The organism is Flavobacterium koreense (assembly GCF_054776075.1).
The window spans coordinates 1-25,951 of sequence record NZ_BAAHCF010000003.1; the positions used below are offsets into that span (position 1 = coordinate 1).

24 protein-coding genes are annotated in these 25,951 nt (G+C 31.0%); 15 read left to right on the forward strand and 9 right to left on the reverse strand.

From position 1 onward, the window contains the following. Nucleotides 1–556: 556 nt before the first annotated feature. From thrS to ACYU7A_RS02505, 6 genes are all read left to right on the forward strand, one after another. A complete protein-coding gene (gene thrS, locus ACYU7A_RS02480; RefSeq protein ID WP_460574036.1) occupies nucleotides 557–2,503 on the forward strand; it encodes a threonine--tRNA ligase in 1,947 nt (648 codons plus the stop codon). Between the two features lie 22 nt (nucleotides 2,504–2,525). Next, nucleotides 2,526–3,074, forward strand: coding sequence for a translation initiation factor IF-3 (gene infC / locus ACYU7A_RS02485; protein ID WP_298120296.1), 549 nt, complete (start codon nucleotides 2,526–2,528; stop codon nucleotides 3,072–3,074). A 63-nt stretch (nucleotides 3,075–3,137) separates the two neighbouring features. Then, nucleotides 3,138–3,335: a 50S ribosomal protein L35 gene (rpmI, locus tag ACYU7A_RS02490; protein ID WP_298120276.1), complete on the forward strand. Its 198-nt coding sequence runs from the start codon at nucleotides 3,138–3,140 to the stop codon at nucleotides 3,333–3,335. 121 nt (nucleotides 3,336–3,456) lie between these two features. Continuing rightward, the gene (gene rplT / locus ACYU7A_RS02495) at nucleotides 3,457–3,801 is read left to right on the forward strand and encodes a 50S ribosomal protein L20 (protein ID WP_298120274.1); all 345 of its coding nucleotides are present in this window, start codon (nucleotides 3,457–3,459) and stop codon (nucleotides 3,799–3,801) included. A gap of 199 nt (nucleotides 3,802–4,000) precedes the next feature. Beyond that, nucleotides 4,001–4,930 (forward strand): GlxA family transcriptional regulator, encoded by a 930-nt coding sequence (locus tag ACYU7A_RS02500; RefSeq protein ID WP_460574037.1) that lies wholly within the window; start codon nucleotides 4,001–4,003, stop codon nucleotides 4,928–4,930. Continuing rightward, complete coding sequence (locus tag ACYU7A_RS02505) at nucleotides 4,927–5,520, forward strand: hypothetical protein (protein WP_460574038.1); 594 nt, start codon at nucleotides 4,927–4,929, stop codon at nucleotides 5,518–5,520. The genes ACYU7A_RS02500 and ACYU7A_RS02505 overlap by 4 nt, the downstream gene beginning before the upstream one ends. Before the next feature lie 57 nt (nucleotides 5,521–5,577). Here ACYU7A_RS02505 and ACYU7A_RS02510 read toward each other — a convergent pair whose 3' ends face one another. Together ACYU7A_RS02510 and ACYU7A_RS02515 are read right to left on the reverse strand one after the other, a co-directional pair. After that, nucleotides 5,578–6,420: an isoaspartyl peptidase/L-asparaginase gene (locus ACYU7A_RS02510; protein ID WP_460574039.1), complete on the reverse strand. Its 843-nt coding sequence runs from the start codon at nucleotides 6,418–6,420 to the stop codon at nucleotides 5,578–5,580. A 55-nt stretch (nucleotides 6,421–6,475) separates the two neighbouring features. Continuing rightward, nucleotides 6,476–7,348, reverse strand: coding sequence for a cyanophycinase (locus ACYU7A_RS02515; RefSeq protein WP_460574040.1), 873 nt, complete (start codon nucleotides 7,346–7,348; stop codon nucleotides 6,476–6,478). 341 nt (nucleotides 7,349–7,689) lie between these two features. Here ACYU7A_RS02515 and cphA point away from each other — a divergent pair, with 341 nt between their 5' ends. From cphA to ACYU7A_RS02550, 7 genes are all read left to right on the forward strand, one after another. Further along, entirely contained in the window at nucleotides 7,690–10,311 is a 2,622-nt protein-coding gene (cphA, locus tag ACYU7A_RS02520) for a cyanophycin synthetase (protein ID WP_460574041.1), read from the forward strand. 74 nt (nucleotides 10,312–10,385) lie between these two features. Next, on the forward strand, nucleotides 10,386–11,207 hold the full coding sequence (gene blaOXA / locus ACYU7A_RS02525) for a class D beta-lactamase (RefSeq protein WP_460574042.1): 822 nt from the start codon (nucleotides 10,386–10,388) through the stop codon (nucleotides 11,205–11,207). Next, nucleotides 11,208–11,666 carry a DUF1569 domain-containing protein gene (locus ACYU7A_RS02530; protein WP_460574043.1) on the forward strand — a complete coding sequence of 153 codons (459 nt, stop codon included), beginning with the start codon at nucleotides 11,208–11,210 and terminating at the stop codon, nucleotides 11,664–11,666. Nucleotides 11,667–11,756: 90 nt separating this feature from the next. After that, nucleotides 11,757–13,619 (forward strand): peptidase U32 family protein, encoded by a 1,863-nt coding sequence (locus ACYU7A_RS02535; protein WP_460574044.1) that lies wholly within the window; start codon nucleotides 11,757–11,759, stop codon nucleotides 13,617–13,619. Between the two features lie 76 nt (nucleotides 13,620–13,695). Beyond that, entirely contained in the window at nucleotides 13,696–14,178 is a 483-nt protein-coding gene (locus ACYU7A_RS02540; RefSeq protein WP_460574045.1) for a YqiA/YcfP family alpha/beta fold hydrolase, read from the forward strand. Between the two features lie 73 nt (nucleotides 14,179–14,251). Then, a complete protein-coding gene (locus ACYU7A_RS02545) occupies nucleotides 14,252–16,384 on the forward strand; it encodes a S9 family peptidase (protein ID WP_460574046.1) in 2,133 nt (710 codons plus the stop codon). Between the two features lie 231 nt (nucleotides 16,385–16,615). Further along, a complete protein-coding gene (locus ACYU7A_RS02550; protein WP_460574047.1) occupies nucleotides 16,616–17,602 on the forward strand; it encodes a CE1 family esterase in 987 nt (328 codons plus the stop codon). Between the two features lie 845 nt (nucleotides 17,603–18,447). Here ACYU7A_RS02550 and ACYU7A_RS02555 read toward each other — a convergent pair. After that, the gene (locus tag ACYU7A_RS02555) at nucleotides 18,448–19,713 is read right to left on the reverse strand and encodes an asparagine synthetase B (RefSeq protein WP_460574048.1); all 1,266 of its coding nucleotides are present in this window, start codon (nucleotides 19,711–19,713) and stop codon (nucleotides 18,448–18,450) included. A 164-nt stretch (nucleotides 19,714–19,877) separates the two neighbouring features. On the opposite strand from ACYU7A_RS02555, the gene ACYU7A_RS02560 reads away from it, so the two are divergent. Both ACYU7A_RS02560 and ACYU7A_RS02565 read left to right on the forward strand, forming a co-directional pair. Further along, on the forward strand, nucleotides 19,878–20,012 hold the full coding sequence (locus ACYU7A_RS02560; RefSeq protein WP_460574049.1) for a hypothetical protein: 135 nt from the start codon (nucleotides 19,878–19,880) through the stop codon (nucleotides 20,010–20,012). A 7-nt stretch (nucleotides 20,013–20,019) separates the two neighbouring features. Further along, nucleotides 20,020–20,601, forward strand: a complete 582-nt coding sequence (locus ACYU7A_RS02565) for a ribosome-inactivating family protein (protein ID WP_460574050.1) — start codon at nucleotides 20,020–20,022, stop codon at nucleotides 20,599–20,601. Here the strand turns inward: ACYU7A_RS02565 and ACYU7A_RS02570 are convergent. From ACYU7A_RS02570 to ACYU7A_RS02595, 6 genes are all read right to left on the reverse strand, one after another. Next, a complete protein-coding gene (locus ACYU7A_RS02570; protein WP_460574051.1) occupies nucleotides 20,598–21,269 on the reverse strand; it encodes a response regulator transcription factor in 672 nt (223 codons plus the stop codon). The two genes, ACYU7A_RS02565 and ACYU7A_RS02570, sit on opposite strands and share 4 nt — an antisense overlap. Nucleotides 21,270–21,272: 3 nt before the next feature. Continuing rightward, entirely contained in the window at nucleotides 21,273–22,073 is an 801-nt protein-coding gene (locus ACYU7A_RS02575; protein WP_460574052.1) for a sensor histidine kinase, read from the reverse strand. Continuing rightward, nucleotides 22,063–22,695, reverse strand: coding sequence for a hypothetical protein (locus ACYU7A_RS02580; protein ID WP_460574053.1), 633 nt, complete (start codon nucleotides 22,693–22,695; stop codon nucleotides 22,063–22,065). The genes ACYU7A_RS02575 and ACYU7A_RS02580 overlap by 11 nt, the downstream gene beginning before the upstream one ends. Nucleotides 22,696–22,698: 3 nt before the next feature. Beyond that, nucleotides 22,699–23,010 carry a hypothetical protein gene (locus ACYU7A_RS02585; protein ID WP_460574054.1) on the reverse strand — a complete coding sequence of 104 codons (312 nt, stop codon included), beginning with the start codon at nucleotides 23,008–23,010 and terminating at the stop codon, nucleotides 22,699–22,701. 266 nt (nucleotides 23,011–23,276) lie between these two features. Next, complete coding sequence (gene dnaB, locus ACYU7A_RS02590) at nucleotides 23,277–24,824, reverse strand: replicative DNA helicase (protein WP_298304347.1); 1,548 nt, start codon at nucleotides 24,822–24,824, stop codon at nucleotides 23,277–23,279. 151 nt (nucleotides 24,825–24,975) lie between these two features. Continuing rightward, nucleotides 24,976–25,929: an acetyl-CoA carboxylase carboxyltransferase subunit alpha gene (locus ACYU7A_RS02595; RefSeq protein WP_298304349.1), complete on the reverse strand. Its 954-nt coding sequence runs from the start codon at nucleotides 25,927–25,929 to the stop codon at nucleotides 24,976–24,978. Nucleotides 25,930–25,951: the final 22 nt, after the last annotated feature.

A 25,951-nucleotide genomic window follows, 5' to 3' on the forward strand; every position in this document is an offset into this window, starting at 1 on the left:
ATTCTCTCGTTTAGCGGGTGCAAAAGTACATCTTTTTTCTTAACTCGCAAGTAAATCGAAAAAAAATATTTTTTTTCTTTTTTCCCTTGCTCATTCTTTCAAAAAACTTCATCGTTTTGCGGAGGGCAAAAGTAAAACCTTTATCTATTCCATGCAAATCTTTTTTAAAGTTTTTTTCAGTATTTGTTAAAGAACGTCTGCCGTATTGCGGGTGCAAAAGTACTCATCTTTTTGAATCTCGCAAACTTATTTACACCCTTTTTTGAAAGTATTTTTTAATACACTGGTTTTGTGATTGTTGATAATGAAAGTTTTTTTTATCTCTAAAGAAAACAACTGAAGTAAACAAAAACATCTTTTGAAATACTACATCTAATCAATACAGACTACAATCTAGCCCCGATTGGAACGGTACCTTGTATAGTGGAAAGCGGGTATACCGACCACAAGAAAGCGCTGATGGTTCGCTGCTAAAAAATACTTTAAGATATTATACCTATATATATTGTATGTGTTTTGTTAATCTCCTATATTTGCAGTCCATAAAATTTAAGGAATGATAAAGATTACTCTACCTGACGGTTCGGTTAAGGAGTTTGCAAATGGTACAACTCCAATGGATGTTGCAAAAAGCATCAGTGAAGGATTAGCGCGAAATGTGATTTCGGCAGCTTTTAATGGTACAACTATAGAAACTTCTACGGAATTAACGACCGATGGTTCACTTATATTATATACATGGAATGACAAAGAAGGTAAAAAAGCTTTTTGGCATTCTACATCACATGTTATGGCTCAAGTTTTGGAGGAAAAATACAATGGTATTAAATTGACTCTCGGACCTGCTATTGATAATGGATTTTATTATGATGTTGATTTTGGTGATAACAAAATAACTGATGCTGACTTTAAAGCCATTGAAGATAGAGTTTTAGAAATTTCTAGAGAGAAGCATGAATTTAAGATGCGTGCTGTTTCTAAAGCAGAAGCATTGGCTACCTATAAAGATAATGAATATAAAACGGAGTTGATTTCTAACTTAGAAGACGGAACGATTACATTTTGTGATCATTCTAATTTCTTTGATTTGTGTCGTGGTGGGCATATTCCGAATACCGGAATTATTAAAGCCATGAAGATTATGAGTGTTGCTGGTGCTTATTGGCGTGGTGACGAAAAAAACAAACAGTTGACACGTGTTTATGGAGTTTCATTTCCTAAACAAAAAGATTTAACTGACTATCTTGAATTACTTGAGGAAGCAAAAAGACGTGACCACAGAAAACTTGGGAAAGAATTAGACTTATTTGCTTTTTCACAAAAAGTAGGTCAAGGTTTACCTTTATGGTTACCAAAAGGAGCTGCTTTGAGAGATAGATTAGAGCAGTTTTTGAAAAAAGCACAGAAAAAAGCAGGTTACGAACAAGTTGTTACTCCACATATTGGTCAAAAAGAACTTTATGTTACTTCTGGACATTATGCTAAATATGGAGCTGATAGTTTCCAACCAATAACAACTCCTGCTGAAGGCGAAGAGTTTTTATTGAAACCTATGAACTGTCCTCATCACTGTGAAATTTACAATACAAAACCATGGTCGTATAAAGATTTACCAAAACGTTATGCTGAATTTGGAACTGTATATAGATATGAGCAAAGTGGTGAATTACATGGTTTGACACGTGTGCGAGGATTTACTCAAGATGATGCCCATATTTTCTGTACTCCAGATCAATTGGATAGTGAGTTTAAAAAAGTAATTGACCTTGTATTATATGTATTTGGTTCATTAGGTTTTGAAAACTTTACTGCTCAGATTTCATTACGCGATCAAGAAAACAGAGATAAATATATTGGAAGTGATGAGAATTGGGAAAAAGCTGAAAATGCAATTATCAATGCTGCTGCTGATAAAGGTTTGAATACTGTAGTTGAATATGGTGAAGCTGCTTTCTATGGTCCTAAGTTGGATTTTATGGTAAAAGATGCTTTAGGAAGAAGTTGGCAACTTGGAACAATTCAGGTTGATTATAACTTACCAGAGCGTTTTGAATTAACTTATAAAGGTGCAGATGATAAATTACACCGTCCAGTTATGATTCACCGTGCACCATTTGGTTCGATGGAGCGTTTTATTGCAATTTTACTAGAACATACCGCAGGAAACTTCCCACTTTGGTTGATGCCAGAACAAGCTATTATCTTGTCTTTGAGTGAGAAATATGAAAATTATGCGAAAAAAGTTTTAGAATTGCTAGAAAATCACGAAATTCGCGCCCTAATTGACAACCGCAACGAGACAATAGGTAAGAAAATTAGAGATGCCGAGGTTCAGAAAATGCCGTATATGTTGATAGTTGGTGAGGAAGAAGAAAAAAACGGAACCATTTCTGTACGACGTCACGGTCAAGAAGGAAAAGGTAATATCACGGTTACAATTGAAGAATTTGCTAAAATTGTGAACGAAGAAATTGCCAAAACATTAAAAACATTTGAAGTTTAACTAAAATAATAAAGCCATAGCAATTAGAAACAACAGAGGTTATCAACCTCGAGTAGAAAAAAAAGATGAACACAGAATAAATAATTTTATTCGTGTACCTGAAGTACGTCTTGTTGGAGACAATGTAGAACCAGGTATTTTTAAAACTGCAGATGCTATGCGTCTTGCGGATGAATTAGAATTAGATTTGGTAGAGATTTCTCCAAATGCTGAACCACCAGTATGTAAAATTATCGACTATAAAAAGTTTGTTTACATGCAAAAAAAGCGTGAAAAAGAGCTTAAAGCAAAATCAACGCAAATTGTGGTTAAGGAAATTCGTTTTGGTCCTCAAACAGACGAACATGATTATGAGTTCAAAAGAAAAAATGCTGAAAAATTCCTTAAAGAAGGTTCAAAATTAAAAGCATTTGTATTCTTCAAAGGACGATCAATCATTTATAAAGAGCAAGGACAAATATTATTATTACGTTTAGCTCAAGACTTAGAAGAACACGGAAAAGTAGAAGCTTTACCTGTTCTTGAAGGAAAGAGAATGATAATGTATATTGCTCCGAAGAAGAAAAAGTAAACAGAATTTATTCTGATATTAAAAATAAGTAAGTAAGTTAAATTTAAATAAATTAGGGAAATTATGCCTAAAATGAAAACAAAATCTAGTGCTAAGAAACGTTTTAAAGTTACTGGTTCTGGAAAAATTAAAAGAAAACACGCTTTCAAAAGCCACATCTTGACTAAAAAGTCTAAGAAGCGTAAATTAGCTTTAACTCACTCTGCTTTAGTTGCTAAAGTAGATGAAAAAAGCATTAAACAACAATTAAGAATTATCTAATCGACTTTTGTCAATTAAAGAATAATTCTTTAGGTTAAAACAATTTTAATAACCTTGGAGTATGGCTATAAAGTTCCTTTGATTAAATTCAGGACGCCTGCTACAAAAACACAAGAAAATTATGCCAAGATCAGTAAATTCAGTTGCTAAAAGAGCAAGAAGAAAAAAGATAATGAAGCAAGCCAAAGGATTCTTTGGTCGTCGTAAAAACGTTTGGACTGTAGCTAAAAACGCAGTTGAAAAAGCGATGGTTTACGCTTATCGCGATAGAAAACAAAACAAGAGAAACTTCCGTTCATTATGGATTCAACGTATTAACGCTGGAGCTAGATTAGAAGGAATGTCTTACTCTCAATTCATGGGATTAGTTAAGAAAAACGGTATCGAATTGAACCGTAAAGTATTAGCAGATTTAGCAATGAATCACCCAGAAGCTTTCAAAGCTGTTGTGAAAAAAGTGAAATAAAAAACGTTTGTACAACCCGTTTAACTTACTTACATATAGAAAATCCCAATCGAAAGGTTGGGATTTTTTGTTTAAACAAAACTCAGAATAAAAAATTAATCAAAATACAATCTCTAGAATCTTAATGGCTGAAAATGTCATCAATATGGCTGTTGGTTGTAAACATTATTATATAAATTTGATCTATTAAGTTAGAAACATGAAAACTAAATTTGTCTTCCTCCTATTACCTGAAATTCATTTAATGGATCTTGCAGGACCAGACCAAGCTATTCTTGAGGCCATAGATTATGGTGCAAATTTTGAAATTGATTACTGTGTTTTAGAAGAAAATATTTATTCTTCATCTGGACTGCCTTTTGGTAATATTAATCATTTTACAAATATAAAAATAAATAAGAACGACTATTTGATTATTCCGGGCTCTAATGCATCATTTCTTTTGTCAGAAAGATTTAAAAAGCAAACAGATTTACTAAATTGGATTAAAAAAAATTATTTCGATGGAATAAATATTTGCAGTATTTGTGCAGGAGCATTTGTATTGGCTGAATGTGGCTTATTAGATAACATATCTTCTACAACACATTTTAAAAGAACAAAACAACTTCAAGAATTGTATCCAAAAACTAAAGTAATTGAAAATATACTATTCACTGAAACTGATGGAATCTATACAAGTGCAGGAATAGCTTCTGGTATTGACTTAATGTTACACATAATTGAAAAATTAAAGGGAAGTCATTTTGCTCATTTAGTTGCTCGTGAATTAGTTGTTTACAAGCGTCGAAATGGAAATGCAAAACAAGAAAGTGAACTACTTCAATTTAGAAATCATATTCACTCAGGAATTCACAAAGCACAGGATTGGATTATAGAGAATATTCATTTAAAAACAAACCTATTTGAACTATCTGAAATTGCTAATATGAGTGAAAGAAATTTTACTCGAACTTTTAAAAAAGAAACTCAAATAACCGTAAATGATTTTATAACACTTATTAGAAAAGAAAAAATTAATGAATTAATAAAAAACCCTGACCAAACTAGATTAGAGATTGCAAACAAAATAGGACTTCAAAGCGAACGACAACTTAGTCGATTAATCAATAAAAAAACTAAACTATGAATACTTCAAAAAAACTAATTGCACTTCTGTTATTTACTATTTCTATCTGTAATTATGGTCAAAATAAAAAAGAAAACATTATGACAACAAACAATCAATTAGAAATAAAACCATCAATCACCTCTTCTGAAAAAGATTTTGATTTTTTAGTCGGAAAATGGAAAGTAGAAAACAGAATGTTAAAAGAACGTCTCAATAATTCCAATGAATGGATGGAATTTGAATCTGAATTACACTTGAGAAAAGCTATTAATGGCATCGGAAATGTTGAAAATTATTATTCAACATTTAACAACCAACCATTTGAAGGAATGGCTGTAAGATTATTTAATCCAAAAACAAGGTTGTGGAAAGTCTATTGGATGGATAGTAATAATGGTACAATGGATGAAAATCCAGTTACAGGCTCTTTCGAAAATGGTGTTGGAAAATTTTATGCAAGAGATACATTTAACGAAAATCCAATTTTAGTATTATATCAATGGGATGCAACAAATATTAACCATCCAAAATGGTCACAAGCCTTTTCAATAGATAATGGAAAGTCATGGGAATGGAATTGGCATATGACACTATCAAAAATTGAATAATTATAAAATTAAAAATCCCAACCTTTCGATTGGGATTTCTTATGCATATAAATATTTCTAACCAAAAACTTCTTCCTTCTCACCATCATAACTCGCAAAAACCATACTTGGATGCGAATCTTGATGAAACATATTTCCGTCTTTATCAATAGCAATTGCTCCAGCAAAACCATCATAAGGTTTCAATTCTGCGAAAGTTTTTTCGAATGCTTTATCTAATGAAAATCCATCAGTAACACGTGTAACAATTTTGGCAGCAGTTGCATTACTTACAATATCTTCTCCAACTCCAGTCAAACTTACACCACAAAATTCATTCACATAATTTCCAGCAACCGTAGCACTATCTGATATTCTTCCAGGAATTTCAAATCCTTTTCCTCCAGTTGAAGTTGCAGCAGCAAGATTTCCATTGGAGTCTAAAGCCACACAACCTACAGTTCCTGTTCCTGTTGCGGCTAATTTTGCTTCATATTCGGCTCTTCTCTGAGTAATTTCAGTAGAAAATTTTTCAAATCCGTGTTGTCTTGCAAAGTTGGTTGCTCCACTTCCACCCAAAACTCTATCATCAACTTTCATCAATTCTAAAGCCACATGTATAGGATTCTTAACTTCTTCAATATTAATAACGCCACTGAATTTCTGCGTAGTTCCATCCATCAAAGATGCGCTCATTCTAATTTTTCCATCACTTTGAATCTGCGAACCAATTCCGGCATTAAACAATTCGTCATCTTCTAATAACGAAACAGCATAAACTACCGTTTCAACAGCCGAATGTGTTTTCAAATACTCATAAGAATCCTTTACAATTCTCAATAAAGCATTTTGTTTAGCAACTTTAGTCTCATGACTTGTTGAAGATTCAGAAAAAAAACCGCCGTGAATTATTATTTTCATTTTAGATATTAGATTTTAAATATTTGATATCAGCTATCTAATATTTAATATGGAATTAAACGTATTGCGAACTATTAATAGTCATTTTAAAAGTATCCAAATCAAAAGTATCATTTTTGCTCATCACGTGAGTTACTAAATGATTAATAGATATTGGTTTACCAAGTTCAACCTGAGTCAAATTAGTATCTTTCACTTCTCTTCCATCTACTAAAATTACAAGTCCAGAACCGATAGCTTCCATTTGTCGACCGTTCAAAATCAACAAACCTGTATCTTCTCCAAGACCAATACCTAAAACTTTTGGGTTTCCAACAACAGCTTGAAATAACCTTCCAATTCTACCGCGTTGAACGAAATGCGTATCAATTACAACATCATCAATTAATCCTAAACCAGAAGTAATTTTCACCTCACCTTTCAACAAAGCTTCATGACTACTTCCTTGATAAATCATATTATTACTTGCCGCTGCTGCTCCTGCAGAAGTTCCAGCGTAAATAAAATCAGTATTTCTATACTTTTCAATCAATATATCGTCAAAAGGAGTTCCACCTAAAATAGAAGTCAATCGCAATTGATCACCACCAGTAAACATAACTACATCTGCAGCTTTCAAACGCTCTAAAACTTCAGGTTCGCTTGCTTGTTCACGTTTTTCAATATATAAAACATCAACATTATTTGCACCCAAATAGCTAAAAGCTTTTACATATTCAGGACCAATTTCTCTTGGAATTTTCGATGCCGTAGTGATAACTTCAATCCTAGATAACTCTTTCTTAGCGGATTCTTTTATGATTCTTTTCAAAATTCCCTCTTCAAAAAAGTTTAAATTTTTTAGAGCGTCTTTATCTAGATTTGTTTCGGTAAAACTGCCTTTATCAACAGCGCCACCTATTATTATTAGTTTTCCTTGTATTTTCATGCGGTAAAAATAACTATTTCATAATATTTCGCAAACGTTTTATTGCTTTTTGAAGCGAAACTTATTGACTACTTATCAACCATGTTCCTGCTTTACGCTCTACAAGGTGCCGCTTCAATCAGGGCTAAACGGCATTTGTATTGCATTTCTATTCATTTTTTCAAAAGAATTTCTATTAATTAAGCTTTCAAAAGGCAAAGCAAATCCCTAAAAATCAACACAACGATAATAAATCAAATAAAAATCAAACTTTTTCTCATAAAAAATGTTTCATAATAATAAATATTTTCTATTTTTAACAAATCCATTACAATCAATACAAAACAAAATACCAATAGAATATGAAGATCGATAAAATTCAAGCGTTACGTGGACCAAATATTTGGAGTGTACAAAGAAAAAAGCTAATCCAAATGCGATTAGATTTAGAAGATTTAGAAGAACGTCCTACAAATAAAATTGAAGGTTTTCGTGAACGAATTGAAGCCATGTTTCCTACAATGATTGAACATCGTTGCTCAGAAGGATGTCGTGGTGGATTCTTCTCTCGTGTGGACAGAGGAACTTGGATGGGACACGTTATTGAGCACATTGCTTTAGAAATTCAAACTCTTGCCGGAATGGAAACCGGTTTCGGAAGAACTCGTGAAACTAAAACTCCAGGAATTTATAATGTAGTTTTCAGTTATACAGAAGAAAATGTAGGCTTATACGCAGCAGAAGCGGCAGTGAGAATTGCTGAAGCTTTAATAGATGGAACAGACTACAATCCTGAAGAAGACATTCAAAAAATGCGTGAAATTCGTGAACGTGTTCGTCTTGGACCTTCTACAGGAAGCATCGTTGAAGAAGCTGTTGCAAGAGATATTCCTTGGATTAGACTTGGGACAAATTCATTAGTACAATTAGGTTATGGTGTAAACCAAATGCGTTTTCAAGCTACGATTACATGTAAAACAAGCAGCATCGCTGTAGACATTGCTTGTAATAAAGAACAAACTAAAAAAATGTTAGACGCAGCATCTATTCCTGTCGCAAGTGGCGGAATCTGTGTTGATGAAGAAGATTTAGAAGCAGTTGTTAAGAAAATTGGTTACCCAATTGTACTAAAACCACTAGACGGAAATCACGGAAAAGGAGCATCAATAAACGTAAAAACTTGGGAAGATGCTGTAGAAGGTTTGGCTTATGCTAAAAAATACAGTCACAGAGTTATTGTAGAAAAATTCATCACAGGTTATGACTTTAGAGTTTTAATCATTGATAATAAATTAGTTGCTGCAGCAAAAAGAGAACCAGCTCACGTAAAAGGAGATGGAAAACAAACCATTCAACAATTAATTGAAGAAACCAACCTTGACCCAAGACGTGGTTATGGCCATGAAAATGTTTTAACACAAATCGATGTTGATAGAGATACCACTGATTTACTAGAAAAACTGGGTTATACATTAGAAACAGTTCCAAGAAAAGATGAAGTCGTTTATTTAAAATCAACTGCTAATTTGAGTACAGGTGGAACTTCTGTAGATATTACCGACATGATGCATCCAGAAAATATTTTCCTTTGCGAAAGAATTTCTCGAGTAATCGGATTAGATATTTGCGGAGTTGACATCATGGCAGAAAATTTAACGCAACCATTAAAGGAAACAGGCGGTTGTATTCTTGAAGTTAATGCTGCTCCTGGTTTCAGAATGCATTTAGCACCAAGTGAAGGTTTGCCTAGAAACGTAGCTGCTCCAGTTATTGATATGCTATATCCTCCAGGAAAACCTAGTAGAATTCCGATTATTGCCGTTACAGGAACTAACGGAAAAACAACCACAACACGTTTGATAGCGCACATTGTAAAAAACAATGGTTATCGTGTTGGTTTTACAACTTCTGATGGAATTTATGTTCAAAACCATTTGATGGAAAAAGGTGACACCACAGGACCAATTTCTGCTGAATATATTTTGAAAGATCCAACGGTTGAATTTGCAGTTCTAGAAACAGCTCGTGGAGGAATTCTTCGTTCAGGTTTAGGTTTCAGTCGTTGTGATATCGGAATTATTACCAACATTCAAGAAGACCATTTAGGATTATCAGATATTCATACTTTAGATGATTTAGCTCGTGTAAAAGCTACGGTTGTTCGTAGCATCAAAAAAGATGGTTGGGCAATTCTAAATGCTGAAGACGACCAATGTTTGAAAATTGCAAACGAATTAAGTTGCAATGTTGCTTATTTTTCAATGGATGAAAACAATCCAAAAGTAGTTCAATTTGCTAAGGAAGGAAAAATCGTAGCCGTTTATGAAAACGGATTCATCACCATCAAAAAAGGTGAATGGAAAATCCGTGTAGAAAGAGCCACTCACGTTCCGTTAACAATGGGCGGAAAAGCTAAATTTATGATTGCCAATGTTTTGGCAGCTACTTTAGCAGCTTATTTACAAGGATTTAAAACAGAAGATATTAGTTTGTCATTACAAACATTCATTCCAAGTGCGGCTCAAACTCCAGGAAGAATGAATATTTTCGAATTCAAAAAATTCAAAGTATTGATTGATTTTGCTCACAATCCTGCAGGATATAAAGGTGTTGAAGAATATTTAAGTAGTGTTGAAGCTACCAAAAAAATCGGAATTATTGCTGGAGTTGGTGATAGACGTGACGAAGATATTAAAGAATGTGCAACAATTGCTGCTCGAATGTTTGATCACATCATCATTCGTCAAGAAAAATATTTACGTGGAAGAACCGAAGAAGAAATCATTGGTTTAATCATGGAAGGAATTGCCGCTTCAGGTAGAACTATAACTCACGAAATAATTTCTAAAGAAACCGAAGCTATCAAACACGCCATTGACACTGCCGAAGATGGAACATTTATCACAGCATTAAGTGATGTAGTTACTAATGCTATTGAAATTGTTCAAAGCTATTTAGATAAAGAACAAGAAGAAACTGTTTAATAGATAAATTTCTAATACATAAAATCCCAAATTCCAAATGGTTTTTGGGATTTTTTTAAATCAAGAAAGAAAAAATGAAAAAACAAATATTTACATTTTGCTTACTCTTTTTATTGTTTATAAATGCTTCTTGTCAAAAAAAAGATACTAAATCTAACGAAATCATTAAACCTGAATTTGATAAAATTTTAGATAGTTTGAATGTAAAAGGTTCAGTATTAATTTACGATTTGAAAAATAACATCTATTATTCTAATAATTTTTCTTGGGCAAAAATGGGAGTTATTCCTGCTTCAACGTTTAAAATACCAAATTCAATAATTGCTTTAGAGACAGGAGTTATTGAGAGTGACTCTACTGTTTTTAAATGGAATGGAGAAAAAAGAAGATTTAAAAAATGGGAACAAGATTTAACCCTAAAAAAAGCTTTTCAAGTCTCTTGTGTTCCTTGCTATCAAGAGATTGCAAGAAAAGTTGGTGTAAAAAGAATGAAATCTTATTTAAAAAAACTAAACTATAAAGGAATGGTTTTCGACACACTAACAATAGATAATTTTTGGCTAGAAGGAAAATCAAGAATTTCACAAATGCAACAAATTGATTTTTTAAAACGATTATATTTTTCAGAACTAACCATATCCAAAAGAACGGAAAATATTATGAAAGACATTATGAAAATCGAAGAAACATCTGCATACACATTAAGTGGCAAATCAGGTTGGGGAATGAGAAATGACGTCAACAATGGTTGGTTAGTAGGATATTTGGAAACCAATAACTCTGTGTACTTTTTTGCAACAAACATTGAAAAAGAAGAAACAAATATGGATGAATTTCCTGTAATTAGATTAAACGCAACTAAAGAAGCTTTTAAAAAATTAAATATTCTAAATTAAATGCAAAACTTACAAAACCTCATTTCACAACTGGAATCTAAAATTCCTTTTCACGAAAAGACCAATCCTTCTATTTCAAATGCTACAGTTGGTTGGCAGATTGAGCATAGTTTGAAAACCATTTATCAAATTGCTTTAGCTGTTAAAAATTCCAATCCTCAAGAATACCAATGGAAGTTTAATAAAAGTAAATTGTTTATTTCAATCATTGGTTTCATTCCAAGAGGCAAAGCCAAAGCTCCAAAAGTAGTTCTACCTGATGAAAATATTTCCGAAGAATCACTATTGTTAAGTTTGCAAAAAGTAAAATCAGCACTTCAAGAATGGGATTCGTTTGATAAAAACGCCTATTTTCCACATCCATTTTTTGGGAATTTGAATAAAAAATCAACAGAATGGTTTTTGAATTTGCATACCAACCATCATTTGAAAATTGTAAATGATATTTGTAAAGCATAATTTCAAATCATAAAATGATTAAAAAATCAATTTAATTTAGATTTCTCCAATAAATGTAAGACCTTTGCACACTTTTATTTAAGGAATTATATGAAGAAGAAAATAGAAATTCTTGCTCCTGCAAAAGATTTAATTCACGGAATGGCAGCTATAAATGCCGGTGCCGATGCTGTTTATATTGGTGCACCGCAATTTGGAGCTCGTTCTAACGCACACAATTCTATTGAAGATGTTGCTGAGTTAGTGAAATATGCTCACCTTTTTAATGCACAAGTTTTTGTAGTTATCAATACGATACTATATGATGATGAATTAGAAACGTGCCGTCAATTAATTTGGAAATTATATGACATAGGTGTTGATGCCTTAATCATTCAAGATATGGCAATCATGGAAATGGATTTGCCTCCAATAGTTTTGCACGCAAGTACGCAAGCCAATAATCGTGACGCAGATAAAATAAAGTTCCTAAAAGATGCCGGAATGAAACGTGTAGTTTTAGCGCGTGAGTTGAATTTGCATCAAATAAAAGAAATCAGTGAAGCTAGTGATGTTGAATTGGAATTCTTTGTAACTGGAGCACTTTGTGTTTCGTTTAGCGGAAACTGTTATATGAGTGTTGCCAATGGCGAACGTTCTGCTAATCGTGGTTCGTGTGCGCAAAACTGTCGATTACCTTATAATTTAATTGATGGAAATAGCGATACTTTAATTAAGAATAGCCATTTACTTTCTATAAAAGATTTTGATGTTTCAGATCAAATTCCAAATTTAATTGAAGCTGGAATTTGTTCGTTTAAGATTGAAGGACGTTTGAAAGATATCGTTTATGTAAAAAATAATGTATCGTATTTACGTCAAAAATTGGATGCTTTTCTAGAACAAAATAGTGACCGATATATCAAAGCATCATCAGGGAAATCTACTTATACTTTTGAATCTTCATTAGATAAATCTTTTAATCGTGGTTATACAGATTATTTTGTAAACGAAAGACATCAAGCCATTGGTTCTTGGGAAAGTCCAAAATCAAAAGGTCAATACATAGGAAAACTGATTAAAACTGTTGGAAACTCGTATCAAATTGAAAATGGCGAATTGCTTAATAATGGTGATGGTTTGTGTTTTATAAACGAAAACAACGAAGCCGACGGAATTTATGTAAATCGCGCAGAGAATGGTTTTGTGTATCCAAATGTTCTTAAAGAAATTAAAGACGGAACTTTCATTTATAGAAATAACGATGCTGCTTTTATCAAAATTGTAGAGCGTGAAGACAGTGCTGTTCGTAAAATTAGCACTACTTTACTTCTTTCTGAAAATGAAAATGGTTTTGAATTAAAAGCTACTGATGAAGACGGAAATGTTAGCGTTGTAACTTTAGTTCATCCGAAAGAGCAAACAAAAAATAACGAATCGATTGAGGAAAATTTCAAAATCAATTTAGCTAAAACAGGTTTTACACCTTATAATGCAGATGAAATTACAATTGAATTCTCTCAAAATTGGTTTTTACCTATTTCTAAAATTAATGAAATGCGTAGAACAGTTTATGAGCAATTGACTGAAATTCGTTTGGCAAATTACATTCGTGAAGAACATCAAATGGTTAAAACATCACATCCCTATCCTGAAAGTAAATTGGATTTCATGTACAATGTTGCCAATAAAACAGCACGTAAATTCTACGAAAGACATGGTGTAACCGAAATAGAACAAGCCTTTGAATTGCAATGGGATCCAGGGAAATCTCGAGTTATGACTACCAAATATTGCATCAAATACGAATTAGAAAAATGTCCTAAATATCATAAAGACACTATGGATGGTAAACTAAAAGAACCATTAGTATTGAAACAAGGTGAGCTAGAATACAAACTGAAATTCAACTGCAAACCATGTGAAATGGAAATTTGGGAAAAAGATGCCGAGTTTGAGATTGAAGAAGATTAGTTTTCAGATTTTTTAAATTAAGTTTGTCTATCAAAAGCAATATTATTTTACCAACAATAATTAATAAATTAAAATTTTGAAAATAGCTTATTTACATGGATTAGATTCAAAAAATTTAGGTCCAAAAAATGAATGGCTAAAAGAAATTTCTGAAGTTTATGATCCTTTAATTGATTACAGAGAAAAAAATATTTATCAAAAAATTAAATCTCGAATTAAAGATTTTAATCCAGATATAATTATTGGTTCTTCAATGGGTGGTTTTTTTGGCTATGAAATTGCTAAAGCCCAAAACATAAAAGCCCTTTTGTTTAATCCAGCATTACATTCAAGGAGTTTTGAACCTGATATGCATGGTTATGTAAAAGGAAATTTTAATCCATACATGCATTTTATTTTAGGTAAAAATGATTCAATCATTAATCCATTCAGAACAATTGAAATCATAACAAATGAAGGGTATTCATCTGATAATTATAGTCTTTTAAATCACGGGCATGATACATCAATAACGTTATTTCAGTCAGAAATCACTAAATACATCAAGAACAAATTGTAACAAAGGATAATGATTTTAGTCTAACTAACATTATCCTTTTTTTATACCTTTACCACAACAAACAAATTACATTATGAACAAAAAAATTATACTATTCTTCAGTTTATTTATTGCTATTGTTTCTCAAGCGCAATTGAAGAAAATTACATTAGAAGACGGCGTTTTGCAACAAGGAAGAAAATTTGGAGCCGATAAAATGACAGGTTTTCAATGGATTCCAAACACAAACAAATATGCGTATTATACCGATGTTTGGACTAAAATGATGTCGGCAAATACTATAGATAAAAAAGCCTCAGAAATAGTAACTTTAGCAGATGTAAACACCGCTTTAGGAACAAAATTGAGAAACTTCTTTGGTATTGAATGGATAGATGCTTCTACAATTTTAGTTTCAGAAAACGGAAAGTATTTCACTTATTCTTTGACTTCTAAATCAGGAAAGGAACAATTACAAACTCCTGAAGCTGCCGAAAATCAAACCTTTGACAAATCAAAACAAAATTTAGCTTTTACAGAAGCTAACAATTTATTTCTTATAAATAAAAACAAAGAAAAAGTAGCTGTTACTAATAATACTGATAAAAATATTGTTTCGGGACAATCTATTTCTAGAAACGAATTTGGAATTTCTGGTGGTATTTTTTGGTCACCAAAATCATCTTATTTAGCTTTTTATCAAAAAGATGAAACGGATGTTGCAGACTATCCTTTATTAGATATTAATGAAACTCCAGGAAAATTGGTTTCTATAAAATATCCAATGATTGGTCAAAAATCGGAAAAACCTAGAGTTGGAATTTATAATCTTTCAACAGGAAAAACTGTTTTCATCAAACCTAGAAATAATGCTGACGATTATTTAACCAATCTTTCTTGGACTCCAGACGAAAAATTTATCTTAATTGCTGAATTAAATCGTGGTCAAAATGATATGTGTTTGAATTTATATGATGCAAATTCAGGTGCATTTATTAAAACTCTTTTAAACGAAATTAGTGATAAATGGGTTGAACCAGAACACGATGCCTTTTTTCCAAGTGAAAAATCCAATAATTTTGTTTGGCATAGCGAAAAAGATGGTTTTCAAAATTTATACTATTACACAATCGATGGAAAATTGATTAAACAATTGACTAGTAACAAATTTGTAACAAGAGATATTTTAGGAGCAAATCCTGCTGGAACTGAAATTTATTTTAAAGCAACAGGTCCGAATCCGACGAACATGTTAGTTTATAAAGTTGATTTGAAAGGAAAACAAACTTTAATTACTAAAGATGAAGGCGTTCATAATGTTTCCATTTCATCTGATTACAATTGGATTTTTGACGAATATTCTAATCATTCAACACCTTCAAAATCGTTACTTTACGATAAAAAAGGTAAGGCAATTACTCTTTTAGAAAGTAAAAATAAATACGAAGGTTACGAAATGGGAACAGCTGAAATTAAAACAATAAAAGCTGCCGATGGAACTACTGATTTATATACAAGATTAATCAAGCCAAGTAATTTTGATGCCTCAAAAAAATATCCAGTAATGGTTTATGTTTATGGTGGACCTCATGCGCAAATGATTACGAATTCTTATTTAGATGGTGCTAATTTGTGGATGTATTGGATGGCTGAACAAGGTTATTTAGTATTTACAGTAGACAATCGTGGTTCTGACAATCGTGGGTTTGCTTTTGAAAGTGTGATTCATGGAAAATGTGGAACTAACGAAATTGAAGATCAAATAAAAGGTGTAGAATACTTAAAATCATTACCTTATGTTGACGGAAATCGTTTAGCAGTTCACGGTTGGAGTTATGGTGGATTTATGACCAATTCGTTAATGCTAAGAAAACCAGATGCTTTCAAAGTTGGAGTTGCTGGTGGACCAGTTGTAGATTGGAAATGGTATGAAGTAATGTATGGCGAACGCTATATGGACACACCAACAGAAAATGCTAAAGGTTTTGAAGAAGCAAGTTTGCTTACTTATGTTAAAGATTTGAAAGGAAAACTACTTTTAATTCATGGAACTAATGATGATGTAGTTGTAGAACAACACAATTTATCATTAGTAAAGAAATTTGTTGAAGCAGGAAAACAAGTAGATTATTTCCCTTATCCAATGCACAAACACAATGTCATTGGAAAAGACAGAGTACATTTGATGACTAAAGTTTTGAATTATATTATAGAAAACAATAAGTAATTTCAAATTCCAAAATTTAAAATCCCAAATTCCAATTCTTATGGAGTTTGGGATTTTTTATTGAAAAATTTAAAATAAAGTCGTAATTGCTTTTTGATATACTTGTTAAATGAATTGAATTTATCATACATATATTCAAGTTATGTACTATATTAAAAAATAGCGTACCAAGATTAAACCTTTTAATGAAAATAATATCTAACCATGTATGACTATCAAAATAAACAAAATATGATTAGAACATTTTTATTATTTGTCGTGATTTTTACCCTTGGTTGTAACAAGGATGACGACAATCAAAATCCTTCAAATCCTAATGTTATTCCTTACCAAGAAGGTTTGACAACAAATTTTATAACAATTAACAACATTACAAGAAAATATTTAGTTTATAGACCACTAGGAATGACAACTGTAAATGCTGTTGTAACAGTTTTGCACGGTGGCGGTGGTCTTGGTGTTGGAGTTTCAGAAATTGGTACTCACCCATTATCCGTTTTTCGAACAATTGCAGACAATGAAAAGTTTTTAGTAGTCTATCCAGAAGGTTCACTCGACATTCAAGGAAATCCTGGATGGAATGATTGTAGAAGTGATGATATATCAGGAAGTCAAGGTGACGACATTTCCTTTTTGTATCAGTTAAATTCAAAATTAATCTCAGAGTTAAATATTAATTCAAACAAAATGTATTTAACAGGAACAAGTAATGGTGCTTTAATGACGTATTCCTATGCTTTTCAATTTCCTGAAACTATCAAAGCGATAGCTGTTTCAAGTGGGAATTTACCAGAGTTTCCTGAAAGCGGGCTTTGTACAAATGGCTCTAATCTACCATTACCAATCTTGATAACTCACGGAACAAGTGATCCTGCAATGCCTGCAAATGGTGGTTGTGTTGCTAATATTGGAGGCAATTGTAATCGAGGAAAAGTAATATCACAAACTGCAACCTTAGATTATTGGTTACAAAGAAATGGTTTACAAAATATTAATCCAACCATATCAACTTTTAACCTGAACACAACAGATGCTGGCAACATAGAAAAAAGAATTTACAGTGGTGCAAAACCATTGATTTATTTTGTTCTAAATAACGCTGGTCATGCTGTGCCAAGTAAGACCGTTTATACCAATTCTTCACCTGCAAGTGGAGTTCAAAATAGAGATATAGAATATGCTGAAGAAGTTTGGAACTTTTTTAAAGGACTTCAATAAAAACAGCACACAATAGCAGTTTGGAAAATAGTGGGTTTAGTGCTAAATTAAAAATAAATAATTATAAATCAATTACTTATACAATATACCAAAACGTTCAAAACTAAATTTTCAAAATATATCAATGAAAATAACTTTCAACTACTACCATAAAATCCCAAATTTCAATACTTATGGAGTTTGGGATTTTTTATGATTAAATTTTAATAACATTAGATTTTAACAATTTCCACTCCTTGTAAATGAGTATTTGAAATAGAATAAAAAACAACGAGTTAAAAATCCAAATATCGAGATAAACTGGTTCGTTCATAAAAACTAATTGTGTGTTTCCTGTTAAAAAAATCAAACAACTGCTCATTAAATAGAATGTCAATCCATAGCAAAAGAAATGATACTTATAAGATTCTTTTAAATTTTCATAGAAGTAAACGAATGAATATAAAATTAAAAGAATTGATGTTGTCCCAATTTCAAAATTATTGAATTCCCAATATAATGAAGGTGTTTTATAATATTGAAAGCATAAAAGAAGTAACACTATTCCTAAATTAATGTAAACTAATCGCTTTAATAATTTATTTTTAAAGAGTTGATAGAAGAATAAACTCAACACTATAAACTGTATCACGAAATAATAATGTGATAGGAAAAAGTTTTTATTTGGATATAAAACACCTATTATATTACAGCATAATTCAACAACAAATTGAACGATTAAATAATACATAATGTATCTATAAATAATATCTTTAGCTTTTCTAGATTTAAAAAACAAGACACTATTAATAAATAAAAGGAAGAGACCAATTAAACTAATTGTAAAGGAAAAAAGCATATTTTTTTTAAGTTTTCTGTTTTTTCTTTTTCGCTGCAGGAAATAATACATTGTTTAATATCAATCGAAAACCAGGAGAATTCGGATGCAAATCTAAAACTGTTGGTGCATCGCCTACTCTATGCTGATAATCTTCAGGATCATGTCCTCCAAAGAAAGTAAAAAATCCTTTACCTTTTTGACCATGAATATATCTTGCCTCTTCATTCAATTCATTCTGACCTAAAACTAAAACATTAGATTTTATCAATTCTCTTTCAAATGAAGTGGTTTGTCCCATAAAACCTTTTACTAATTGGGTATGATTTTGACATAACATACTAGGAATTACATCCCATTTTGCAGAATATTCCATCAATGTAAAATAGTCTTTCTCCATTGGAATTCTTCTTTTTTCGGTCATATCAATATCTGAAAACTCATAATGCTCAGGTTTTCTATCCAAAATAAAATTTTTGAAAGCAAAAGTTTTAGCATAGTCAATTTTCGATTGATAATTTGCTTCACTATCGTCGCCATCAAACATTGGTTCGCAGATATCAACACCTTCAGCTGCAAGTGCTATATCAAAACTATCTGTTGCAGAACACATTGCAAACATAAAACCGCCACCAATTACAAAATCTCTAATCTTTTTTGCTACAGCCAATTTCTCTTCAGAAACTTTAGAGAAACCTAGTTTTGCTGCCAAAGTTTCGGCTTCCTTTTTTTGATCTATATACCATGGAGCATTTCTGTAAATACCATAAAACTTACCATATTGACCAGAAAAATCTTCGTGATGTAAATGCAACCAATCATATAATATCAATTGATCACTAAGAACTTCCTCATCATAAATTGGTGTAAAAGGAATTTCAGCGTAAGTCAAAACCATAGTTACTGCATCGTCCCAAGGTTGCTTACCTTTTGGTGTATAAACTGCAATCTTTGGTGCTTTTTCTAAAACAACAGTTTCCATATTTTGAGAAGGTGAAGAAATTTCGTCAAGAATTTGATTGGCTTCACCATCAGAAAGAACTTCAAAACTTACACCTCTAATTTGACATTCTTTTCTTATTTCAGGAGCATCAGGTAATAAAAAAGAACCTCCTCTATAATTCAACAACCAACTGGCTTTATATTGTTTATCAAGACACCAATAAGTTATACCATAAGCTTTTAGATGATTTTTTTGAGAAACATCATCCATTGGTAATAATATAAAATTAGCGTGAACCTTGGTTACACAAACCAAAAGAAGCATTAGACAAACTGACTTTAATAATTTCATATTGAATGAATAAATTTATCTTCGAAGATACTATTTTTAGATTATATAGTCAAATATAATGTTTTGTTAAATATTTTACATTAAAACTAAAAACACGTAAAACTACGTATATGAGAGAAATTTATTGTAGCTAATTTTGGATTAACAATTAAATACAATTTAACATGAACATAAACGAAACAATAACCATGAGTAATTCTTTTAAAAGCATGAATATTTTTAAAAAATTAGGACTTACATTATTATTAGTAATGTTATTAGCTTATTTTGCTTTATCTATAAAATTCATTTTAAGCTAATCATTAAATGAATTATAGACTAAGACTTGATTCAAAAGGAATTTATATTTCTGATATTCAAACCATTATTAATTCAATAAAATTAAATGGTAATAAAGTCACATGTGATTCAATCAATGTTTCGCATCCCAATGGTGCTGAAATTACACTTCTAATGAATTTTGGATTGGAAACTAATTCGAAAAATCCTCCAATAATTGCTTCATTAAATATCTTAGGTTTTAAAACAAAAAACAATCAAGAATTTATATTTAATATAAATCCTTTTCCGTGTGAAGAAACTACAATTAAAGCAGAAAAATTAGCTGTTAATGGAACTTACAAAAGTTTAGGCTTTGGAATGAAATTACCTGTAATAACAGATAAAAACCTATTTGACAGTATTAATATTCTGAATAATGTTAAAAATAGTGAAGAAATTGGTCAAGCTGAATATGATTCGATTGCAAGATTAATTATTACTTTAAGTGAAGCAACAAGATTTTCTTCAGTTGCTAATGGTATAAATAGTGTTCTTGGAAATGAAAATTCATTTAGCCCAAATTTGTTTGAAATTATTGGTTGGGGCGGTCACTCTTTAGCAAGTTAAAGCTCGTCTGTTAATAATAATTTATTTTGTATTGCATATACAACTAAACCTGCAATATTCTTTGATTCTGTTTTCAACATCAAATTAGTTCTATGCCCTTCTACAGTTCTTGAACTTATAAATAACTTTTCGGCAATTTCATTAGTACTCAATTGTTGGCAAATTAAAGTTAAAACCTCTCGTTCACGATTAGTCAAAAATTCATCATCAAAAGCACTTTTATTAGATTTATTACCTGATAAAATATCATCTTGAATTACTTCCAAAACTATATCATTATAATAAAACCCTTTTTTTGAAACCTCATTAATTGTTTCAACCATTTCGGATGGAGAAGCGTTTTTTACCAAATAAGAAACAGCTCCAACATTGATCATGTTAGCTATAAATGATTTTGTATTATAACTAGTTAAAGCGATAATTTTAACATCCGAAAACTCTTTATGAATAATTTTAGTAGCTTCCACTCCATTTATTCCAGGCATTTTTAAATCCATTAGAATAATATCGGGTTGAGTTTCGCATGCTTTTAAATAATCAATTATTTCAGCACCATTAGAAGCTTCGAAAACTACTTCAATATTTTTTTCTCTTTGTAACAAAAAATAAATTCCTTTTCGGAATAATTCTTCATCATCAGCTAAAACTATTTTGATAATATTATCCATAGATTAAAATGTAAAATTGATTTTAACACCATTATTTAAAGATGAATTCAAAGAAAAAGTTCCATTTAAAAAATTGATCCTACTTTCAATGTTTTTCATACCTAATCCTTTTTGAGCAGAATCAGAATTACTATCAAATCCAATTCCATTATCTGAATAAACACAAGTATTTTGATTATTTATTGATTTAAAAGCTATTGAAATTTCAGTAGCTTTTCCATGTCTAACTGAATTGTTTAGCAACTCTTGAAGTATTCTAAAAATGTGAAGGTGCTTATCAATATCATCAATATTAAAATTCAAGTCATTAGTATATTTCACTTGAACGACCTTAGAGCTATTAAATTCAACAACCAACTCTTCAACACCAGCATGAAGTCCAAACTTCTCAAGCACTGGAGGTAATAAATCGTGAGCTATTCTTCTTGAATTTTCTAAAGCCTTTTGAGTTAATTCTGTTATGTTGTTTGTAATTCCTAACAATTCTTCTTCAGATAAATTGGGTGTTTTAAGAAGATGAGTATTTAAAGAAACTACATTCAATTTAGAGCTTATATCATCATGTAAATCTTGAGCAATTCTTTTTCTTTCAGCTTCCTGAGTAAGGATTACTGAACGTAAAAGTTCTTTTTGATGATTAATTTCTAGATTTTTTTTTTCAATTTCTTTTTGGATGATTTTCTTTCTAGAAAAATAAAAAAACAAAATTACGATGAAAGACATTAGCAAAAATGCCATAAAGATTGAACCAATTGCAAGATTCATATCATTATTATAAAATGCTAAAAAAATATTATTTTTCATCTAACCTTTTAGAGTTAAGTTTATACCATTCAATAAAAACTAAAATCAAATAAGTAATATACAAACCAATGTTTAACGATTGTAAAATATTATCAAAAGGAAAATCAAATTTATATTGAAGATTTCTTGGTAAAAAAGTTACAGTACTTCCAAATAAATAAATCAAAATTCCACAATTTATGTAGTAAAACTCTTTTTTATTTGACAACATATTATAGAAATGAAAAGTACTGTAAACTATCAATGATATTGAAGTAAATAATATTTCAATTGGATTGTAATTAAATAGTGAAGAAGGATTTAAGCTAAAACTTAAAACTACAACACTAATGGTTATTCCTAAATTCCATTTAATTATTTGTTGCTGATATTTTTCTTTGAGAAGTTCTAAATAAAACAAACTCAACATAATAAACTGACCACAAAAATAAGCATGTGATAAAACTAAATTTTCATATCCAAAATAAATAAATGATTTTAAAGCTATTTGAATTGTAACAATTACTCCCAAATAAATAGTATAAATTCTGTAAGCTTTATTTTCTTTGTTGAAACGAAGAAGAAAAAGTATAAAATTTATAAACAAAAGTATATTGGCACTAATTTCAAATATCTTGAACATTAATTACAATTTAAATAATGGACTATCTACATCACAAAGACTTGGACATCCTGTAGTAAAATCATAGATATACTGGCCATTATTATCGTCAATTAAATCTTTACCATCAACATCTACTCCAACAATCATCAATTTACAATTACCATTATCATCTATACCTAAATAAGAACGAACATTTACTGTACTTTCTTCAGCCATTACTTGAGTTAAATCGACTTCTGGAATTAAAAAAGCTCTAATATCTTTATTTGGATTATCGATCCAATTTTGTGCCCATTTTTGAGCTTGCTCTAATGTAATTGTGTTTTCTGCCATGATTATTTATATTTAGTTAAGGTTAAATACTTATTTCTGTAATAATGAAATATTATAATAATTAAAAGAGCCATTGACAAAGAGACCGTAAAGAGAATCTTTATCAAATTAATAAATTGCTCACCATTTAAATTATTATCAATCATATAATTTATGCCTTACTTTGAAGTGCATAAAATTATAATAATGTTTTGGTTTAAAACCACGTAAAACTACGTGTTTTTTAATATAAAAAAAAGTCCTGATTTCTCAGAACTTTCAATATTTTAAAATGGAACATCACTATCGTCGTCATTTGAATTTGAACTACTTCCAAATGCTTCATTTGCAGAAGGTAAGTTCTTGGTGAAAAATGGATTGTCATCACCAAGATTCATTTTAGAAGGTAAATCGTCAAATCCGCCACCATATTCTTCAAGGTTATCGAATTTTCCAAGATTTCCGATGAATTTTAAACGAACATTTTCTAAAGAACCATTTCTGTGTTTTGCAATAATAAATTCGGCTTGACCAGCAGTTGGCGATTGTTCATCATCATCCCATTCTTCAATTTTATAATATTCTGGACGATAAATAAACGATACAATATCGGCATCTTGCTCAATTGCTCCAGATTCACGTAAGTCAGAAAGCAATGGTCTTTTACTAGAACCACGAGTTTCAACCGCACGAGATAATTGTGATAACGCAATTACTGGAACTTCCAATTCCTTTGCTAAAGCTTTTAAGTTTCTTGAAATTGTTGAAATTTCTTGCTCACGATTTCCACCACCTTTTCCGTTCCCTCCTGCTGTCATCAATTGAAGGTAATCAACAATAATTAGTTTTATTCCGTGTTGAGAAGATAAACGTCTTGCTTTGGCACGTAAATCAAAAATGGATAACGATGGAGTATCATCAATATATAAAGGTGCTTTTTCTAAATCTTTTACTTTTACAGAAAGCTGCTCCCATTCATGTTTTTCTAATTTTCCTGTACGTAGTTTTTCAGAAGACAAACCAGTTTCTGATGAAATCAAACGAGTTATCAACTGAACAGAAGACATCTCAAGAGAAAACAATGCAACAGGATGACCGAAATCAATAGCCATATTTCTTGCCATTGAAAGTACAAATGCTGTTTTACCCATACCAGGACGAGCAGCAATAATAACCAAATCTGATGGTTGCCAACCCGAAGTTACTTTATCTAATTTATCAAAACCTGTTGCAATTCCGGATAAACCTTCTTTGTTGGCTATTTCTTCAATTCGTTTTTTAGCTTGAATTACTAAACTTTGAGCAGTTTCTGAACTTCGTTTGATATTTCCTTGAGTAACTTCATATAATTTAGATTCGGCTTTGTCAAGCAAATCGAATACATCTGTAGTTTCATCGTAAGATTCTTCAATGATTTCTGAAGATATTCTTATCAAACTTCTTTGAATGTATTTTTGTAAAATAATTCTCGAGTGAAATTCAATATGTGCAGAAGAAGATATTTTTTGTGTAAGCTGAATAAGGTAAAAATCGCCTCCAGCTAATTCTAGTTTGGCATTCTTTTTTAACTGAGCCGAAACTGTTAACAAGTCAATAGGCTGAGAATCTGTGAATAACTGAAAAATAGCTTCAAATATGTGCTTGTGAGCATCTTTATAAAACGCATCTGATTGCAGAATATCAATAACCTCATCAACACCTTTTTTATCAATCATCATCGCACCAAGAACTGCTTCCTCAAGGTCTAATGCTTGTGGAGGTAACTTCCCTTTTTCTAGATTGATTATAGTAGTTTTATCTACTTTAATTGGGTTTATATTTTTGAGATTTTCCATGTAGCGAAAGTAACCAATTCTGTAATTTTTATGAACTTTAGTTATTACTATTTATTGTTTATAACTAAGTATTTTTTGTTAACAACCTAAAAAAAATCCGTCTAATCCTAGCTTTTAGGACGAGACGGATTTTGATTAATTTTGTAAGATTTTACTCTTTATATTCGCCCATTTTGCTGTATTTGTCCATTCTCTGTGACACTAATTCAGTTGTTGATAAATCTTTCAATTCATTAAAAGCTTTCATTATATATTGCTCTACCGTTTTGAAAGTTGTTTCTTTATCATAATGAGCACCACCAAGTGGTTCTGGAATAATATCGTCGACTAATTTTTGCTTTTTCATATCAGCTGAAGTCAATTTCAATGCATCGGCAGCTTGCTCTTTATATTCCCAACTTTTCCATAAAATAGAAGAACAAGATTCAGGAGAAATTACAGAATACCAGGTGTTTTCCATCATTAAAACTCTATCACCAACACCAATTCCTAAAGCTCCACCAGAAGCACCTTCACCAACAATTACACAAATAATTGGCACTTTCAGACGGCACATTTCAAAAATATTTCTTGCAATTGCTTCTCCTTGACCTCTTTCTTCCGCTTCTAAACCAGGATATGCTCCAGGAGTATCAATAAAAGTAACTACAGGAATTCCAAATTTTTCGGCCATTTTCATCAATCGAAGTGCTTTTCTATAGCCTTCAGGATTTGCCATTCCAAAATTTCTATACTGACGCATTTTGGTATTGATTCCTTTTTGTTGACCAATAAGCATGAATGATTGTCCGTCAATTTGACCTAAACCACCAATCATGGCTTTATCATCTTTAAAATTTCTGTCTCCAAAAAGCTCTAAAAAAGTTCCTTTAGTTAAAGTTGTAATATGCTCTAAAGTATAAGGTCTATTAGGATGACGAGAAAGTTGAACACGTTGCCAAGCTGTTAAATTTTTGTATATTTTACGCTTTGTTTCTTCAAGTTTTTTCTCGATTTGTTTGCAAGTATTGGTTACATCAACATCTGATTCTAGACCAATAATCTGACATTTGTCTAATTGGTCTTCCAACTCTTTAATAGGAAGCTCAAAATCTAAATATTCCATAGGATTTGTGCGTTTTAATTAA

Excerpts from the sequence above, each read along its gene's own strand:
- thrS (WP_460574036.1), top strand. The coding sequence starts at position 557 with ATGATAAAGATTACTCTACCTGACGGTTCGGTTAAGGAGTTTGCAAAT.
- rpmI (WP_298120276.1), top strand. The coding sequence starts at position 3,138 with ATGCCTAAAATGAAAACAAAATCTAGTGCTAAGAAACGTTTTAAAGTT.
- rplT (WP_298120274.1), top strand. The coding sequence starts at position 3,457 with ATGCCAAGATCAGTAAATTCAGTTGCTAAAAGAGCAAGAAGAAAAAAG.
- ACYU7A_RS02500 (WP_460574037.1), top strand. The coding sequence starts at position 4,001 with ATGAAAACTAAATTTGTCTTCCTCCTATTACCTGAAATTCATTTAATG.
- ACYU7A_RS02505 (WP_460574038.1), top strand. The coding sequence starts at position 4,927 with ATGAATACTTCAAAAAAACTAATTGCACTTCTGTTATTTACTATTTCT.
- ACYU7A_RS02510 (WP_460574039.1), bottom strand. The coding sequence starts at position 6,420 with ATGAAAATAATAATTCACGGCGGTTTTTTTTCTGAATCTTCAACAAGT.
- ACYU7A_RS02515 (WP_460574040.1), bottom strand. The coding sequence starts at position 7,348 with ATGAAAATACAAGGAAAACTAATAATAATAGGTGGCGCTGTTGATAAA.
- cphA (WP_460574041.1), top strand. The coding sequence starts at position 7,690 with ATGAAGATCGATAAAATTCAAGCGTTACGTGGACCAAATATTTGGAGT.
- blaOXA (WP_460574042.1), top strand. The coding sequence starts at position 10,386 with ATGAAAAAACAAATATTTACATTTTGCTTACTCTTTTTATTGTTTATA.
- ACYU7A_RS02530 (WP_460574043.1), top strand. The coding sequence starts at position 11,208 with ATGCAAAACTTACAAAACCTCATTTCACAACTGGAATCTAAAATTCCT.
- ACYU7A_RS02535 (WP_460574044.1), top strand. The coding sequence starts at position 11,757 with ATGAAGAAGAAAATAGAAATTCTTGCTCCTGCAAAAGATTTAATTCAC.
- ACYU7A_RS02545 (WP_460574046.1), top strand. The coding sequence starts at position 14,252 with ATGAACAAAAAAATTATACTATTCTTCAGTTTATTTATTGCTATTGTT.
- ACYU7A_RS02550 (WP_460574047.1), top strand. The coding sequence starts at position 16,616 with ATGATTAGAACATTTTTATTATTTGTCGTGATTTTTACCCTTGGTTGT.
- ACYU7A_RS02555 (WP_460574048.1), bottom strand. The coding sequence starts at position 19,713 with ATGAAATTATTAAAGTCAGTTTGTCTAATGCTTCTTTTGGTTTGTGTA.
- ACYU7A_RS02560 (WP_460574049.1), top strand. The coding sequence starts at position 19,878 with ATGAACATAAACGAAACAATAACCATGAGTAATTCTTTTAAAAGCATG.
- ACYU7A_RS02565 (WP_460574050.1), top strand. The coding sequence starts at position 20,020 with ATGAATTATAGACTAAGACTTGATTCAAAAGGAATTTATATTTCTGAT.
- ACYU7A_RS02570 (WP_460574051.1), bottom strand. The coding sequence starts at position 21,269 with ATGGATAATATTATCAAAATAGTTTTAGCTGATGATGAAGAATTATTC.
- ACYU7A_RS02575 (WP_460574052.1), bottom strand. The coding sequence starts at position 22,073 with ATGAAAAATAATATTTTTTTAGCATTTTATAATAATGATATGAATCTT.
- ACYU7A_RS02580 (WP_460574053.1), bottom strand. The coding sequence starts at position 22,695 with ATGTTCAAGATATTTGAAATTAGTGCCAATATACTTTTGTTTATAAAT.
- ACYU7A_RS02585 (WP_460574054.1), bottom strand. The coding sequence starts at position 23,010 with ATGGCAGAAAACACAATTACATTAGAGCAAGCTCAAAAATGGGCACAA.
- dnaB (WP_298304347.1), bottom strand. The coding sequence starts at position 24,824 with ATGGAAAATCTCAAAAATATAAACCCAATTAAAGTAGATAAAACTACT.
- ACYU7A_RS02595 (WP_298304349.1), bottom strand. The coding sequence starts at position 25,929 with ATGGAATATTTAGATTTTGAGCTTCCTATTAAAGAGTTGGAAGACCAA.